The 15,682-nt window shown below is 71.6% G+C and carries 14 protein-coding genes; 13 read left to right on the plus strand and 1 reads right to left on the minus strand.

All coding sequences use genetic code 11. From position 1 onward, the window contains the following. Nucleotides 1-139: 139 nt before the first annotated feature. The gene (locus MTO99_RS03500) at nucleotides 140-478 is read left to right on the plus strand and encodes an Rv2175c family DNA-binding protein (RefSeq protein WP_243556996.1); all 339 of its coding nucleotides are present in this window, start codon (nucleotides 140-142) and stop codon (nucleotides 476-478) included. Nucleotides 479-503: 25 nt separating this feature from the next. Here MTO99_RS03500 and MTO99_RS03505 read toward each other — a convergent pair whose 3' ends face one another. Beyond that, entirely contained in the window at nucleotides 504-1,592 is a 1,089-nt protein-coding gene (locus tag MTO99_RS03505; protein WP_243556997.1) for a polyprenyl synthetase family protein, read from the minus strand. Nucleotides 1,593-1,667: 75 nt separating this feature from the next. Between MTO99_RS03505 and MTO99_RS03510 the strand changes: the two genes are divergently transcribed. From MTO99_RS03510 to murC, 12 genes are all read left to right on the plus strand, one after another. Further along, nucleotides 1,668-2,042 carry an SCO2097 family morphological protein gene (locus tag MTO99_RS03510; protein WP_243556999.1) on the plus strand — a complete coding sequence of 125 codons (375 nt, stop codon included), beginning with the start codon at nucleotides 1,668-1,670 and terminating at the stop codon, nucleotides 2,040-2,042. Between the two features lie 301 nt (nucleotides 2,043-2,343). Beyond that, on the plus strand, nucleotides 2,344-2,775 hold the full coding sequence (gene mraZ, locus MTO99_RS03515) for a division/cell wall cluster transcriptional repressor MraZ (protein ID WP_243557001.1): 432 nt from the start codon (nucleotides 2,344-2,346) through the stop codon (nucleotides 2,773-2,775). A gap of 103 nt (nucleotides 2,776-2,878) precedes the next feature. Further along, nucleotides 2,879-3,832: a 16S rRNA (cytosine(1402)-N(4))-methyltransferase RsmH gene (gene rsmH / locus MTO99_RS03520; RefSeq protein ID WP_243557002.1), complete on the plus strand. Its 954-nt coding sequence runs from the start codon at nucleotides 2,879-2,881 to the stop codon at nucleotides 3,830-3,832. Beyond that, nucleotides 3,829-4,437: a cell division protein FtsL gene (gene ftsL, locus MTO99_RS03525; RefSeq protein WP_243557003.1), complete on the plus strand. Its 609-nt coding sequence runs from the start codon at nucleotides 3,829-3,831 to the stop codon at nucleotides 4,435-4,437. Before rsmH ends, ftsL begins: the two co-directional genes overlap by 4 nt. A 53-nt stretch (nucleotides 4,438-4,490) precedes the next feature. Beyond that, a complete protein-coding gene (locus tag MTO99_RS03530) occupies nucleotides 4,491-6,293 on the plus strand; it encodes a peptidoglycan D,D-transpeptidase FtsI family protein (protein WP_243557004.1) in 1,803 nt (600 codons plus the stop codon). Between the two features lie 13 nt (nucleotides 6,294-6,306). Next, entirely contained in the window at nucleotides 6,307-7,860 is a 1,554-nt protein-coding gene (locus MTO99_RS03535; protein WP_243557005.1) for a Mur ligase family protein, read from the plus strand. Next, nucleotides 7,857-9,266 carry a UDP-N-acetylmuramoyl-tripeptide--D-alanyl-D-alanine ligase gene (locus MTO99_RS03540; protein ID WP_243557006.1) on the plus strand — a complete coding sequence of 470 codons (1,410 nt, stop codon included), beginning with the start codon at nucleotides 7,857-7,859 and terminating at the stop codon, nucleotides 9,264-9,266. The genes MTO99_RS03535 and MTO99_RS03540 overlap by 4 nt, the downstream gene beginning before the upstream one ends. Beyond that, entirely contained in the window at nucleotides 9,263-10,360 is a 1,098-nt protein-coding gene (gene mraY / locus MTO99_RS03545) for a phospho-N-acetylmuramoyl-pentapeptide-transferase (protein ID WP_243557007.1), read from the plus strand. Before MTO99_RS03540 ends, mraY begins: the two co-directional genes overlap by 4 nt. Next, entirely contained in the window at nucleotides 10,357-11,931 is a 1,575-nt protein-coding gene (gene murD / locus MTO99_RS03550) for a UDP-N-acetylmuramoyl-L-alanine--D-glutamate ligase (protein WP_243557008.1), read from the plus strand. Before mraY ends, murD begins: the two co-directional genes overlap by 4 nt. After that, nucleotides 11,858-13,078, plus strand: coding sequence for a putative lipid II flippase FtsW (ftsW, locus tag MTO99_RS03555; protein WP_243557010.1), 1,221 nt, complete (start codon nucleotides 11,858-11,860; stop codon nucleotides 13,076-13,078). Before murD ends, ftsW begins: the two co-directional genes overlap by 74 nt. Next, nucleotides 13,075-14,205: an undecaprenyldiphospho-muramoylpentapeptide beta-N-acetylglucosaminyltransferase gene (gene murG / locus MTO99_RS03560; protein WP_243557012.1), complete on the plus strand. Its 1,131-nt coding sequence runs from the start codon at nucleotides 13,075-13,077 to the stop codon at nucleotides 14,203-14,205. Before ftsW ends, murG begins: the two co-directional genes overlap by 4 nt. Before the next feature lie 60 nt (nucleotides 14,206-14,265). After that, on the plus strand, nucleotides 14,266-15,669 hold the full coding sequence (gene murC / locus MTO99_RS03565) for a UDP-N-acetylmuramate--L-alanine ligase (protein ID WP_243557014.1): 1,404 nt from the start codon (nucleotides 14,266-14,268) through the stop codon (nucleotides 15,667-15,669). Nucleotides 15,670-15,682: the final 13 nt, after the last annotated feature.

Here is a 15,682-nt window from a genome sequence, read left to right on the forward strand (position 1 = left end):
CCTTGCGATGTCGTGTCAGCCGTCACGGTGGCACAGGCGCCGGGGCGAGTCAATCACCGCGGCGCGGGTCGTGCGGACCGGCGCGGTCGGGGCATCCGGATGCTTCCCGCCCGGCCGCGGCTCATGGCAGGCTTGGATCGTGACCGAAGCACCCGAGACCGAGTGGCTGACCGTACCCGACCTCGTCGAACTCCTGGGCCAGACCCCCAGCCGTGTGCGCCGGCTGATCGCCGACCGCTATCTGCTGGCCGGCCGCATCGACGGCGTGCTCAAGGTGCCGGCGGCCTTCCTGCGCGACGACGCACCGCTGCCCGAACTGCACGGCACCGCGATCGTGCTCGCCGACGCCGGCTTCTCCGACGACGAGGCGCTCGAGTGGCTGCTGGCGGAGGAGCCGAGTCTCGGCACCTCGCCGATCGAGGCGCTGCGCGCCGGCCGGAAGAGCGAGGTCCGCCGGGTCGCGCAGGCGCTGGCCTGATCGGCGCCGGGGCGCCCGCGGCGGCTCAGCTCGTTCGCCGGGTGACCGATGCGCCGAGCGCGCGCAGTTCGGCTTCGGCCGCATCGTCGATCCGGGCGGCGTCGAGTGCGGTGTAGGCGCGCTCGAGCTGGGTCGAGATGATCGACTCGACCTCGTCGACGGCCCCGCATTCGGCGATCGTCTGCTGCAGCACGGCGACCTGCTCGGCGGTGAGGGCGGGGTCGCCGAGCAGCTCGTCGAGGATGCGGCGCCGGCCGGGGTCGAGGCGTTCGCGGGCGATCGCGACGAGCAGGGTCCGCTTGCCCTCGCGCAGGTCGTCGCCGGCGGGCTTGCCGGTGACGTCGGGGTCGCCGTACACGCCGAGCAGATCGTCGCGGAGCTGGAAGGCGATGCCGAGCGGCAGCCCGAACTCGCCGAGCGCGTCCTGCTGGGCGGGCGTCGCCCCGGCGATGGCGGCGCCGATGCGCAACGGCGCGACGATGCTGTATTTCGCGGACTTGTAGACGACGACCCGTTCGGCGAGTTCGCGCTGGGCGTGCTCGCCGCGGGTCGACCAGGCGCGCTCCTCGAGGATGTCGAGGTATTGGCCGGCGGCGACCTCGGTGCGCATCCGCATGAACTCGGCGCGCGCGGCACGTGCGGCCGCAGCGTCGTCGAGCCGGGCCAGGCCCTCGTCGAGGAGCTCGTCGCTCCAGCCGAGGATCAGGTCGCCGAGCAGGATCGCCGACGCCCGGCCGTACTCGGCGGCGTCGCCGCTCCAGCCGGAGTCGCCGTGCAGACGTTCGAACAGTCGGTGCGCCGACGGTGCGCCGCGGCGGGTGTCGGAGTTGTCGATGAGGTCGTCGTGCACGAGTGCGGCGGCGTGGAACAGCTCGAGCGCGGCCGCTGCGGCCACGACGGGGGCCGGGTCGAGGTCGGCGGGGCCGATGACGGCACGCCATCCGGCGTGGCAGAACCGCGCACGGAACCGCTTGCCCCCGCTGAGAAACCGCCTTGAGAACTCGAGCGGAGCGCCCAGGTCGGTACCGATGTCGAGGAGAATCGAACCACGGTCGGCGAGGAACTCCTCGATCCGGGTCTGGACGAGGTCGACGAGTCGGGAACCGTTGGCCACCCGCCTAGCCTAGCGACGGCCCTCGGCGCTAGAATGCGGGGAGGATGCGTCGATCCCGAACCTGAGGGGAATGAGATGCCGCTTTCAGAGCAGGAGCAACGTCTTCTCGAGGAGATGGAGCGCAACCTCTATCGCAACGACGCCGATTTCGTCGCCGCCGTCAGCGGGCGGGGGCGCCCCAACTACCGGTCGATCGTGCTCGGGATCCTGCTCGCCCTCGTCGGCGTGGGCGGGCTCATCGCCGGCGTCGCGCTGCAGCTGCTGATCGTCGGGGTCGTCGGGTTCGCGCTGATGTTCGCCGGTGTCCTCATCGCCATCACCCCCGGCAAGCGCGCCGCGCGTCAGGCGCCGGCCGGCGCGACCGAGTCGTCGTCTCGCCCGCGTGCGCAGCGCGGCTTCATGGATCGCTTGAACGACCGCTGGGACCGCCGCCAGGACGGCGATCGGTAACCCCTCCACTTCCCACCACCTGAACGGGTCGATCGGATGATCGGCCCGTTTTCGGCGTTCCGGGCGCGAGCACATGCCATCCGGTGCCGGTCCGCTGCGCGAGGTGTCCGCTCGACGGGGCGATGACGCGCCCGGACGAGCGAAATCCCTCCACTTCCATCCACTCGCGAACAACCGCGTGATTCCGCCGATGCGGCGACCGCGGAAGTGGCGTGACACCCTCCGCGTCATTGCCTGGTGGAGGAGAGTGGAGTAAAGTGGCGCTACCTGGATCCCTGGCCGGAGGAAAGGGGGTGATGCGGTGTTCCTCGGGACGTACGAGCCGAAGCTCGATGAGAAGGGCCGCGTCATTCTTCCGGCGAAGTTCCGGGAGGAGCTCTCGAACGGTCTCGTGCTCACACGCGGACAGGAACGCTGCGTCTACGTGTTCAGCGCGAGGGAGTTCGAGAGCATGAGCGACAAGATCCGCCAAGCCCCAGTGACGAGCAAGCAGGCGCGCGACTACATGCGCGTCTTCCTGTCGGGGGCATCCGCGGAGACCCCCGACAAGCAGAACCGGGTCATCATCCCCGCGACGCTCCGCGCGTACGCGGGCCTCGAGCGCGACCTCGCCGTGATCGGCGCGGGCAGCCGGGTGGAGATCTGGAATGCGCAGGCGTGGCAGACATACCTCGCCGAGCAGGAGGCGGCCTTCGCGGAGACGGCGGAGGAGGTGATTCCGGGGCTCTTCTGAGTCCCCTGGGCCCGACTCCCAGCCGTCGACCTGAGGCACTTCCCCGCTTCAGGACGAACGGATGGGGATCGGGCCCCGGGGCCCCAGCGAACCGGAACGGATCATGGACATCGAACGCATCCACACCCCCGTCATGCTCGAGCGCACCGTCGAGCTGCTGACGCCCGCGATCGACCACGACGGCGCCGTGCTCGTCGACGCGACCCTCGGCATGGGCGGTCACGCCCGCGCGCTGCTCGAGCGGTTCACCGGGCTCACCGTCATCGGCCTGGACCGCGATCTCGACGCGCTCGCGATCGCCCGCGAACGGCTCGCGCCGTTCGGCGACCGCGCGCGATTCGTGCACACGGTCTACGACGGCATCGGCCGCGCGATCCGACGCGAGGGCTTCGACGAGGTCGACGGCGTGCTCATGGACCTCGGCGTCTCCTCGCTGCAGCTCGATCGCGCCGAACGCGGCTTCGCGTACGCCAAGGACGCCCCGCTCGACATGCGGATGGATTCCTCCCGCGGGCGCACCGCGGCCGACGTGATCGCCGAGGCATCCGAAGACGACCTGCGCCGGATCTTCCTCGACTACGGCGAGGAGAAGCTCGCCGCGCGCTACGCGCGGGCGATCGTGCGGGCTCGGGCGGAGCATCCGATCACCCGCTCGGCCCAGCTGGTCGCGATCATCACGGATGCCACGCCGGTGGCCGTGCAGCGGCAGGGGCACCCCGCCAAACGGGTGTTCCAGGCGCTGCGCATCGAGGTGAACGAAGAGCTCTCGGTGCTCGAGCGCGCCGTTCCGGCGGCGCTCGACGCGCTCCAGGTCGGCGGGCGCATCGTCGTGCTCGCCTACCAGTCGCTCGAGGACCGCATCGTCAAGCGTGCGTTCCAGGCGGCGTCGACGTCGTCGGCTCCCGCCGGCCTGCCGATGGAACTGCCCGAGCACAAGCCGCAGTTCAAGCTGCTCGTCCGGGGCGCCGAACTCGCGAGCGAAGCCGAGCAGGCCGAGAACCCGCGAGCCAAGCCCGTCCGGCTGCGAGCGGCCGAGCGCGTGAGGAGGCCGTCATGAGCGCGGTACCCGCATCGACGCGGCCGGCGACCCGCCGCCCGGGGCGACGGGCCGGCGAAGCGCCGGCGGCGCCCCGCCTCCGGCCCGTGCCGCAGGCGGAGCGTCGGAAGGCCCCGCGGCTCGTCTACGCGATCATCGCGATCGGCGCACTCGCGTCGATCGTCGTCGCGCAGCTGCTGCTGTCGCTGGCGCTCACCGAGGGCGCGTACGAGATCGACGGCTACCAGATGCAGCAGATCAAGCTCGAACGCGAAGAGCAGAAGCTGCGCGAAGACCTCGACCGGCTCGAGTCGCCGCAGAACATCGCCCAGAACGCGGAATCGATCGGCATGGTGCCCGGCACGAACCCGGTGTACCTGCAGCTCAGCAACGGGGCCGTCCTCGGCCAGCCGAGCGTGGCCGAGGGCGGTGCGCAGGCGTCGGGGCCGCTCGTCCCGAATTCGCTCATCGACGGCGTGCCGCCCGTGAACGAACTGCCGCAGCAGGAGACTCCTGCGCAGAAGCCCGGCACCGGGGCCGGCGGTGCGGAAGCGACCGGCGGGGGAGCCGCCGCCGACCCGGCGCCGCCCGTGGCCGACGCACTGCCGACACCGGCCACCCACTGACCGCACCCGACCCGCACCACCGCACCGCACCCATCGCTGGAGGACCGCACCGGATGAACCGCACCGCCAAGCACCCGCTGCGACGCATCATCGTCACCGGCGTGGTGCTCGTCGCCATGGTGGCGGTGTTCGTCGTGCGGCTCGTGGACATCCAGGTGGTGCGGGCGGCCGAGCTCAACGAGGACGCGCTCGACATCCGGTCGCGCACCGAGCAGATCTTCGGCGCCAGAGGCGAGATCGTCGACGCGAACGGCGTCGTGCTCGCCGACAGCGTCATGCGGTACGACATCGCCCTGTCGCCGAAACAGGCGAGGTCGGGGCCGTTCACCCGAGAGGTGGACGACCCCGACCACCCGGGCGAGACCATGATCGTGAAGGTGCCGATCGAGGAGTCGGCCGCCGAGATCGCGGCGGTGTTCGGCCGCACGCCGGACGACGTGCTGAAGCTCATCGACGACGCGCTGGCCGAGAATCCGGACTCCGACTTCGAGTACGTCGCCCGGCTCGTCGACACGGCGACGTTCGAGCAGGTGCGGGCGCTCGGCATCCCCTGGCTGGTGCCGCACGAGCACCCGGCGCGGCGTTACCCGAACGGCGCGGTGGCGGGCAACCTCATCGGCTTCACCAACCTCGACGGCGAGCCGGTCGCGGGGCTCGAAGAGGCGGCCGACGAGTGCCTGGCCAGCGAGGACGGAAAGATCCGGTCGCTGCGCAGCCTCAAGGACTGGGTGACGATCCCGGGCAGCGAGCAGGTGGTGAAGCAGGCACGCGACGGCGGCACGCTGCAGCTCACCATCGACGCCGACCTGCAGTACGCGGTGCAGCGCATCGCCGAGGCGCAGGTGCAGGCCACCGGTGCCGCGTGGGCGACGGTGACGGTGATGGAGGCCAAGACCGGGCGACTGCTCGCCGTCGCGGACGTGCCGACCGTCGACCCGAACGATCCGACCGGCGTGGACTCGGAGGATCGGGGCTCGCGCGCGTTCACCGCGCCGTTTGAGCCGGGTTCGACGTTCAAGGCGCTGACCGCGGCCTCGGTGCTGGACGCCGGCCAGGGCGAGCCGGGCGTCACCGCCGACTATCGCTACCGAGCCGCGAACGGGGCGGATGTCAACGACAGCTTCTACCACGAAGCGACGAACTACACCCTGACCGGCGTGCTCATCGACTCGTCGAACACGGGCATGTCGCTGTTCGGCGAGCGGTTGAGCGACCGGGTGCGCTACGACTACATGCGGGGGTTCGGCCTCGGCGAGGAGACCGAGGTGGGGTTCCCGGGTGAGGAGACCGGCGACCTGCACGGCGACCCCGATGAGTGGGACAACCAGACCAAGTACGCGACGATGTTCGGTCAGGGACTCACCACGACCGCCGTGCAGATCGCGAGCCTCTACCAAACCATCGCGAACGGCGGTGTGCGGATGCCGGTCACCCTCGTCGAGGGGTGCACCCAGCCCGACGGCGAGGTGACCGGAGCCCCCGACGGCACCGGCCGACGCGTGATCTCCGAGCAGGCGGCGAAGCAGACCTCCGAGATGCTCGAGCAGGTGTACCTGCACGGCTGGCTCGCCGACGAGTGGAACATCCCCGGGTACCGCGTCGCGGCGAAGACGGGTACCGCTCAGGTGTCCGACGGCGCAGGGGGGTACTCGGGCGACTACCTCGTCTCGGTATCGGGTTTCGCCCCCGCAGACGACCCGCAGTTCGTGGTTTCGGTGAGTCTCGCCTCTCCCGTTAAGATGAACTCGTCCGCCGCATCCGCCCCCGTCTTCCGAGACGTGATGAGCCAGGTGCTGAAGAAGTATCGGACGCTTCCATCCGGCGCCCCGGCGCCCGAGCTGCCAGCCACCTGGTGAGAAAGTTGGGTTCGTGACCGGATCGCCACCGTCGGCACTCCGGCCGCAGCACCCGAGCCCACGTTCGCTCCGCGGTCTCGCGGAGGCGTTCGGTCTCGAGGTGCGCGGCGAGATCGCCGACCTCGAGGTGACCGGCGCCGCACTGGCGTCGGGGCAGGTGCAGGGCGGCGACCTCTACGTCGGCGTGCCGGGCCGGCACGCGCACGGTGCCGACTTCGCCGCGGCCGCAGCTGAGAACGGTGCGGTCGCGATCCTCACCGACCCCGACGGCGCCGCACGAGCCGCGGCCGCAGCGCCCGAGCTGCCGGTGCTCGTCACGCCCGATGCGCGGGCCGCTCTCGGCGCGGTCGCCGCGTGGATCCACCGCACCGACGAGCACTCGGCGACGCTGTACGCGGTGACCGGCACGAACGGCAAGACGAGCGTCGTCTACCTGATCTACGGCCTGCTGCGCCAGCTCGGGCTCGGTGCGGGGCTCACCTCGACGGCCGAGCGCCGCATCGGCGACGAGGCGGTCACGAGCGGCCTCACCACCCCCGAGGCGAGCGAGCTGCACGCCCTGCTCGCGCGCGCCGCCGAGCTCGATGTGCGCGGCTTCGGCGTGGAGGTGTCGGCGCAGGCGCTCAGCCGGCACCGCGTCGACGGGCTGGTGTTCGACGTCGCCGGGTTCACGAACCTCACCCACGACCACCTCGACGACTACGCGTCGATGGACGACTACTACGAGGCCAAGCGCGAGCTGTTCACGCCCGAGCGCGCCCGCCGCGGTGTGGTGACGATCGATTCCGAGTGGGGGCGGCGGCTCGTCGCCGAATCGCGGATCCCCGTGACCACGCTGACCACGCTGCCCGGCATCGAGGCCGACTGGCGGGTCGCTGTGCTCGACGAGACGGCCGAGGCCACGGCGTTCCGCCTCGTCGCACCCGACGGGCGGGAGCTCACCACGAGCGTGCCGCTCATCGGCGGGTACATGGCCGCGAACGCGGCGCTCGCGATCGCGATGCTCGTCGAGGGCGGCATCGACCTCGATCGCATCGCGCAGGCGGTCGAGCGCGACGGCGGCATCCGCGCGTACATCCCGGGCCGCGTCGAGCGGGTGTCGGGCGACCGCGGCCCGCTCGTCTTCATCGACTACGGGCACACGCCCGACGCGTTCCTGCAGACGCTGCGGGCGCTGCGCCCGCTCGTGCCCGGGCGGGTGATCATGCTGTTCGGCGCCGACGGCGACCGCGACACCACGAAGCGCGCCGAGATGGGCGCGATCGCCGCGCGCGGCGCGGACATCGTGGTCGTGACCGACTTCCACCCGCGCACCGAAGACCCCGCGGCGATCCGCGCGCAGCTCATCGCCGGCGCTCGGGCCGCGGTGCCCGACCGCGAGCTGCACGAGATCGCCGACCCGCGCGAGGCGCTGCGACGCGCGATCTCGCTTTCCGGTCAGGGCGACGCGATCCTGTACGCGGGCCCCGGCCACGAGGACTACCACGAGGTGAACGGCGTGAAGCTCCCGTATTCGGCACGCGACGACGCCCGGCAGGCGCTGCGAGACGCGGGGTGGCCCGCATGATCGCGCTCACCCTCGCCGAGATCGCCGACGCGGTCGACGGCTCGCTGCACCTCGACGGCACGGATGCCACGCCGGCGACCGTCGTCGACGGGCCGGTCACGACCGACTCGCGCGAGATCGAGCCCGGCGGCGTCTTCTTCGCCAAGCGCGGCGAGTTCGACGACGGCCACCGGTTCGCGCCGGCCGCGGTCGAGCGCGGTGCGGCGCTGCTCGTGGTCGAGCACGCACTCGACCTGCCGGTCGCGCAGGTCGTGGTCGCCGACACCGTCGACGCGCTCGGGGCGCTCGCGACCGAGGTGGTCCGCCGGGTGCGCGTGCTGGGGCGGATGCGGGTCGTGGGCGTCACCGGGTCGAACGGCAAGACCACCACGAAGAACCTGCTGCGCACCATCCTCGAGGCCGAGGGCCCGACCGTCGCGTCGCGCAAGAGCTTCAACAACGAGGTCGGCGGGCCCATCACCATGCTCGAGGCGACCGAGGAGACCGAGTTCCTGGTCGCCGAGATGGGCGCCTCGGGTGTCGGCGAGATCGCCCGCCTGGTGCGGATGGCCCGGCCCGACGTCGGCATCGTGCTGAAGGTCGGCCTCGCGCACGCCGGCGAGTTCGGCGGCATCGAGCAGACCGTCCGTGCCAAGAGCGAGATGGTCACCGACCTGCTGCCCACCGACGTGGCGGTGCTGAACGCCGACGACCCGCGGGTCGCGCCCATGGCAGCGCTCACGGCCGCGCGCGTCGTCCGCTTCGGCCTCGGCGACGACGCCGACGTGCGAGCGACCGACCTGGTCGTGCACGCGCGCGGCACCGAGTTCACCATCGCGGCGGGCGAGGCATCCGCTCGGGTGCGCTTCGGGGTGCTGGGCGAGCACCATGTCGCGAACGCGCTGGCCGCGACCGCCGCCGCTCTGCAACTCGGCGTGCGCCTCGACCGCATCTCCGCAGCCCTCGAGACGGTCACGCTCGCCGAGCACGGCCGCATGGAGGTGCTGGGCGGGCGCGACGACATCACGATCATCAACGACGCCTACAACGCGAGCCCCGATTCGATGGCGGCCGCGCTGAAGACGCTGGCGCAGGTGCGCCGGCCCGACGCGCGCACCTTCGCGGTGCTCGGCGAGATGAGCGAGCTCGGCGAGTTCTCCGGCGAGGAGCACGACCGCATCGGCCTGCTCGCGGTGCGACTCGGCATCTCGCAGCTCATCGTCGTCGGGGCGGGCGCGCGGCGCCTGCACATCTCGGCGATCAACGAAGGATCGTGGGACGGCGAGTCCGCCCACGTCGAATCCGCCGACGAGGCGTTCGACCTCGTCGTGTCCAAGGTGCGCCCCGGCGACACCGTGCTGGTGAAATCGTCGAACGCGGCGGGTCTGCGCTTCCTCGGCGACCGATTGGGAGAATGGTTCGCATGAGGGCATTGTTGAGCGCCGGAGCCTTGTCGCTCGCCTTCACCTTGTTTCTGACCCCGCTGTTCATCCGGCTCTTCACCAAGCTCGGCTGGGGTCAGTTCATCCGCGACGACGGCCCGCAGAGCCACCACGTGAAGCGCGGCACGCCCACGATGGGCGGCATCATCTTCATCCTGGGCACCCTGTTCGGGTACTTCACGGCGACCCTGCTGATCTCGAACGAACCGCCGACCGTGTCGGGCCTGCTGGTGCTGTTCATGATGGTCGGCCTCGGCATCGTGGGCTTCGTCGACGACTTCCTGAAGACCCGCAAGAAGCAGAGCCTCGGCCTGGGCGGTTGGGCGAAGGTCGCGGGCCAGGTGCTCGTCGCGGGGGTCTTCGCGCTGCTCGCGCTGCAGTTCCCGAACGAGGGCGGCGCGACGCCGGCGACGACCAAGATCTCGTTCATCCGCGATCTGCCGCTCGACTTCATGGTGTTCGGCTCGATCGTCGGCATCATCCTCTACGTGGTGTGGATCTGCCTGCTCGCCGCCGCCGGCTCGAACGGCGTCAACGTCACCGACGGCCTCGACGGGCTCGCGTCGGGGGCGTCGATCCTCGCGATCGGCTCGTTCGTGATCATCGGGTTCTGGCAGTTCAACCAGTCGTGCTTCGGCGAGAACCTGAACCCGTCCGACCGATACCGCTGCTACGACGTGCGCGACCCGCTCGACCTCGCGATCATCGCGACCGCGATCATCGGCGGGCTGGTCGGGTTCCTCTGGTGGAACACGAACCCGGCGCACATCTACATGGGCGACACCGGCTCCCTTGCGCTCGGCGGCGCGCTGGTCGCGCTCGCGATCTTCACCCGCACCGAGCTCCTGCTCATCCTGATCGGCGGTCTGTTCGTGATCGAGACCGGGTCGGTGATCGTGCAGCGCGCGTACTTCAAGCTCACCCGCGGCAAACGGATCTTCCTGATGAGTCCGATCCACCACCACTTCGAACTGAAGGGCTGGGCCGAGGTCACCATCGTGGTGCGGTTCTGGATCATCGCGGGCCTGCTCGCCGCCGCGGGCGTCGGCGCGTTCTACTTCGAATGGCTCCAGCGATGACGGCATCGGATGCTGCGCCGTCGCGGCTCGACGCGCTGACCAGCTGGCACGCCGATTGGCGGGGCCTCAAGGTCGCGGTGCTCGGCCTGGGAGTGACCGGGTTCGCGGTGGCCGACACGCTCACCGAGCTCGGCGCCGAGGTGCTCGTGCTCGCACCCGCCGCGGACGACGATCGGGCGCGCATCCTCGACGTGATCGGCGCGCGACTCGTGGTCGACCCGCTCGTCGCGGTGCCCGGCGACCTCCCCGCGTTCACCCCCGACCTGCTCGTCGTCTCGCCGGGGTTCCACCCCGACCACCCCGTGCTCGAGTGGGCGGCGGTCGAGGGCGTCGCCGTGTGGGGCGACATCGAGCTGGCCTGGCGGGTGCGCGACAAGGTGTCGGGTGCAGCCGAGTGGATCCTCGTCACCGGCACCAACGGCAAGACGACGACCGTGCAGCTGGCCGCGACGTTCCTCGCGGCGAACGGCCTGCGCGCCGCGCCGTGCGGCAACATCGGCGTGCCCGTGCTCGATGCGGTGCGGGATCCGAGCGGATTCGACGTGTTCGTGGTCGAGCTCTCGAGCTACCAGCTCCACCATCTGCCGACGACGGGCCCCGGGGCGATCCATGCGCTCGCGAGCGTGTGCCTGAATCTCGCCGACGACCACCTCGACTGGCACGGCTCGTTCGCCGCGTATGCGGCGGCGAAGGCGAAGGTCTACGAGAACACGAAGGCGGCGTGCGTGTACAACCGCGCCGACGAGGCCACCCGTCGGATGGTCGAGGAGGCCGAGGTCGAGGAGGGGGCCCGCGCGATCGGGTTCGGGCTCGACACCCCCGGCCCGAGCGACTTCGGGGTCGTCGAGGGGATCCTCTGCGATCGGGCGTTCCTCGACGAGCGCGCCACCGCGGCGCTCGAGATCGCCACGCTCGACGAACTCGCCCCGCACGGGCTGCACGCGCCGCACGTGGTGCAGAACATCCTCGCGGCGGCGGCGCTGGCACGTGCCGCGGGCGTTCCCGTCGGCGTCATCCACGACGCGCTGCTCGAATTCCGTCTCGACGCGCACCGCATCGAGACGGTCGCAACGGCCGGCGGCATCCGCTGGATCGACGACTCGAAGGCGACGAACCCGCATGCCGCCGAGGCGTCGCTGCGAGCGTTCGGGCAGGTCGTGTGGATCGTCGGCGGGCTGCTGAAGGGGGTCGACGCCGACGCGCTCGTCGCCGCCCACGTCGAACGACTGCGCGCGGCGATCGTGATCGGCCGCGACCGCAGCGCGCTCGTCGCGGCGTTCGCCCGACACGCGCCCGAGCTCCCCGTGTTCGAGGTGACGGCGACCGACACTGAATCCGTGATGCCGGATGCGGTGGCACTGGCGGCGGCGGTCGCCGAGGAGGGCGACACCGTGCTCCTCGCTCCGGCCGCGGCATCCATGGACCAGTTCGCCGACTACGCCGACCGCGGCCGACGGTTCCACACGGCGGTCAGAGCGATGCTGGGAGGTGAGGCGGATGGCGACACCGCCCAGAACGGCGCGCCCGAAGACCGGGCAGCCGAAGACGGAGCGCCGGGCGACCCAGCCTGACCGCGGCGGCTCGGCCGCGCGCATCCGCATCGCCCGCCTGTTCCCGGTCGAGTCGGCCGACTACTTCCTGCTGCTCGGCACGACGATCTTCCTGACCGTCTTCGGGTTCGTGATGGTCGTCTCGAGTTCGCTCGTCGAGTCGCAGCTCGAAGACGGCGGGTTCCTCGTGCAGGCGAGCCGGCAGGGCATGTTCGCGCTCATCGGCGTGCCGCTGATGCTGCTGGCGAGCCGGGTTCCCGAGCGCTGGTGGATGCGGCTCGCGTGGCCGGCGCTCGCGGTCTCGTGCGCGCTGCAGCTGCTGGTGGTCGCGACCGACCTGGGCGTCGAAGACGGCGGCAACACGAACTGGCTGGCGATCGGGTCGGTGCAGTTCCAGCCGTCGGAGGCGATCAAGGTGTCGCTGGTGATGTGGCTCGGCATGATCGTGACGAAGAAGCAGCAGCAGCTCGGCGACTTCACCCACGGCATCCTGCCGATCCTCATCGTCGGCGGCGGCGCGATCGCGCTCGTGCTGCTCGGCGGCGACCTCGGCACGGTCATGATCATGGGCGCCATGCTGCTCGGCGCGCTGTTCCTCATCGGGGTGAAGCTCCGGTTGCTGCTGCTGCCGGTCGTGCTCGGCGGCGTCGTGTTCGGCCTCGTGGCCGTTTCGAGCGAGAGCCGGATGCGCCGCATCATGTCGTTCGTCGAAGAGCAGTGCACATCGATCAACACCGAGGACTGCTGGCAGGTGCAGCACGGCATGTTCGCGCTCGCGAACGGCGGCATCTTCGGCGTCGGGCTCGGCAACTCGGCCGCGAAGTGGTCGTGGCTGCCCGCGGCCGACAACGACTTCATCTTCGCGATCGTGGGGGAGGAGCTCGGCCTGATCGGCGCGATCGTCGTGATCGGCATGTTCGTGCTGCTCGCGATCGCGTTCGCCCGGGTGCTGCGGCGCGCGGCCACCCCGTTCGGTCGGGCGGCCACGGCGGCGGTGCTCGTGTGGGTCATCGGCCAGGCGTGTGTCAACATCGGTGTCGTGCTGAAGGTCTTCCCCGTGCTCGGTGTGCCGCTCCCGCTCGTGTCGGCCGGCGGCACGGCACTGCTCACCACCCTGTTCGCGATCGGCATCGTGCTGTCGGTCGCACGGCGGGCGGGCGTGAGATGACCACGCTGCTGCTCGCCGGCGGAGGCACCGCCGGCCATGTCAACCCGCTGCTGGCCGTCGCCGACCGACTCCGCGAACGCGACCCGTCGACCCGGGTGCTCGTGCTCGGCACGCGCGAGGGGCTCGAGGCGCGTCTCGTTCCGGCGCGCGGCTACGACCTGCTGACGATCGACAAGGTGCCGTTCCCGCGCCGGCCGAACGCGGCCGCCGCGCGATTCCCTGCGCGGTTCCGGCGGTCGATCGGCGAGGTCGCCGAGATCATCGCCCGCGAGCACGTCGACGCGGTCGTCGGTTTCGGCGGCTACGTGTCGACGCCCGCGTACCTCGCGGCACGCCGTGCCGGGGTGCCGGTCGCCATCCACGAGGCGAACGCCCGACCCGGGCTCGCCAATCGCCTGGGCGCCCGGTTCGCCGCGGCGACCGGCGTCGCATTCGAGGGCACGCCGCTGCCGCGGTCGCGGGTGGTCGGCATGCCGCTGCGCCGTGAGATCGAGACCCTCGACCGGGCGGCGGTGCGCGCCGAGGCGCTGGCCGCGTTCGGGCTCGATGCCGATCGGCCCGTGCTGCTCGCGACGGGCGGTTCGCTCGGCGCGCGCCGGATCAACCGCACGATGGTCGAGGCGGCCGGGGCGGTGCTCGCGGCCGGCTGGCAGGTGCTGCATCTGACGGGGGCGAACAGCGAGGTCGCCGATCCGCAGCTCGACGGCTATCGCATGTTCGAGTACGCCGACCGCATGGACCTCGCCCTGGCGGTCGCCGACGTCGCGGTGTCGCGCGCCGGCGCGGCCACCGTCTCGGAGCTCGCCGCGCTCGGCATCCCCGCGGTCTACGTGCCGTACCCCGTCGGCAACGGCGAGCAGCGCTTCAACGCGGCCGGCGTGGTCGCCGCAGGCGGAGGCATCCTCGTCGACGATGCGGCCTTCACGCCCGAGCAGGTGACCGCCGAACTGGTGCCGCTCCTGGCCGATCGAGATCGGGTGCGAGCGATGGCGGCCGCCGCCGTGTCCGCCGGCTTCCGCGACGGCACCGACCGATTCGTCGCGCTCGTCGACGAGGCGCTCGGGGCCGGCCGCACGGCCCGGCCCGGGCGCGGCGGGGCAGCCGACGGCCCCGCCGAACACGCGTAACGTTGGATCAGCGGATGCCCCGGGCATCCGATCGCCACCCGCCCAGGAGGACCCCGCCCCGTGACCATCAAGCCCGACCCGAACACCGTGATCCCCGCCGAGCTCGGCACCGTGCACTTCGTCGGCATCGGCGGCTCGGGCATGAGCGGCATCGCCCGGCTGGTGCTCGGCGACGGTCACCGGGTGACGGGCTCCGACGTGCGCGACTCGGCGAACATCGCGGCGCTGCGCGAGCTCGGCGCCGAGATCGCGATCGGGCATGCCGCGGAGCACCTCGGCGACGACGTCGACACGGTCGTGGTCACGGGCGCGCTCTGGCAGGACAATCCCGAGTACCAGGCGGCGCTGCGGCGCGGGCTGCCGGTGCTGCACCGCTCCCAGGCGCTCGCGGCGCTGATCGCCGGCCGACGGCTGGTGTCGGTGGCCGGCGCGCACGGCAAGACGACCTCGACGGGCATGATCGTGACGTCCCTGCTGGCCCAGGGCGCCGAACCGAGCTTCGTGAACGGCGGGGTCATCGCCGACCTCGGCGTGTCGAGCGGGGCGGGCGACGGCGAGCTGTTCGTCGTCGAGGCCGACGAATCCGACGGCTCGTTCCTGCTGTACGACACGTCGGTGGCGCTCATCACGAACGTCGACCCCGATCATCTCGACCACTACGGCTCGCGCGAGGCGTTCGAGCAGGCGTTCGTCGATTTCGCCGACCGGGCGCGCGAGCTGGTCGTGATCTCCTCCGACGATGCGGGCGCGGTGCGCGTCTCGCAGCGGCTGGCGCACCCTCGGGTGGTCACCTTCGGCGAGGCGGATGACGCGACGATCCGGGTGCACTCGATCGAGACGTCCGGCCCGGTCGCGTTCTCGATCGAGTACGAGGGCGCCACCTACTCGGCGCGCCTGCGTGTTCCCGGCCGCCACAACGCGATCAACGCGGCGGGCGCGTTCGCGGTGCTCGTGGGCCTGGGGTGCGACCCGGCCGCATCGCTCGCCGGCATCGAGCGGTTCGGCGGCACCGGCCGCCGGTTCGAACTGCACGGGTCGGTGGGGGGCGTCGCCGTCTACGACGACTACGCGCACCACCCGACCGAGGTCGCGGCGGCGCTCGCGGCCGCACGGACCGTCGTCGGCGACGGCCGGATCATCGCCGTGCACCAGCCGCACACGTACAGCCGCACGCAGGCGTTCGCGAAGGAGTTCGCCGAGGTGCTCGAGCGGTACGCCGACGAGACCGTGGTGCTGGACGTCTACGGGGCCAGGGAGGATCCGGTGCCCGGCGTCACCGGCGAACTGGTCAGCGAGCGTTTCGAGCACCCCGAGCGGGTCGCGTTCATCGCGGACTGGCAGGCGGCGGCCGACCACACGGCGCGCATCGCGCGCGAGGGCGACTTCGTGATCACGCTCGGCTGCGGTGATGTCTACCGCATCGTGCCGCAGCTGCTCGAGGCGCTCGAGCGGGAGCGCGGGTGAGGGACCGGCGCCG

It is taken from the genome of Agromyces larvae (genome assembly GCF_022811705.1).
Classification (GTDB): domain Bacteria; phylum Actinomycetota; class Actinomycetes; order Actinomycetales; family Microbacteriaceae; genus Agromyces; species Agromyces larvae.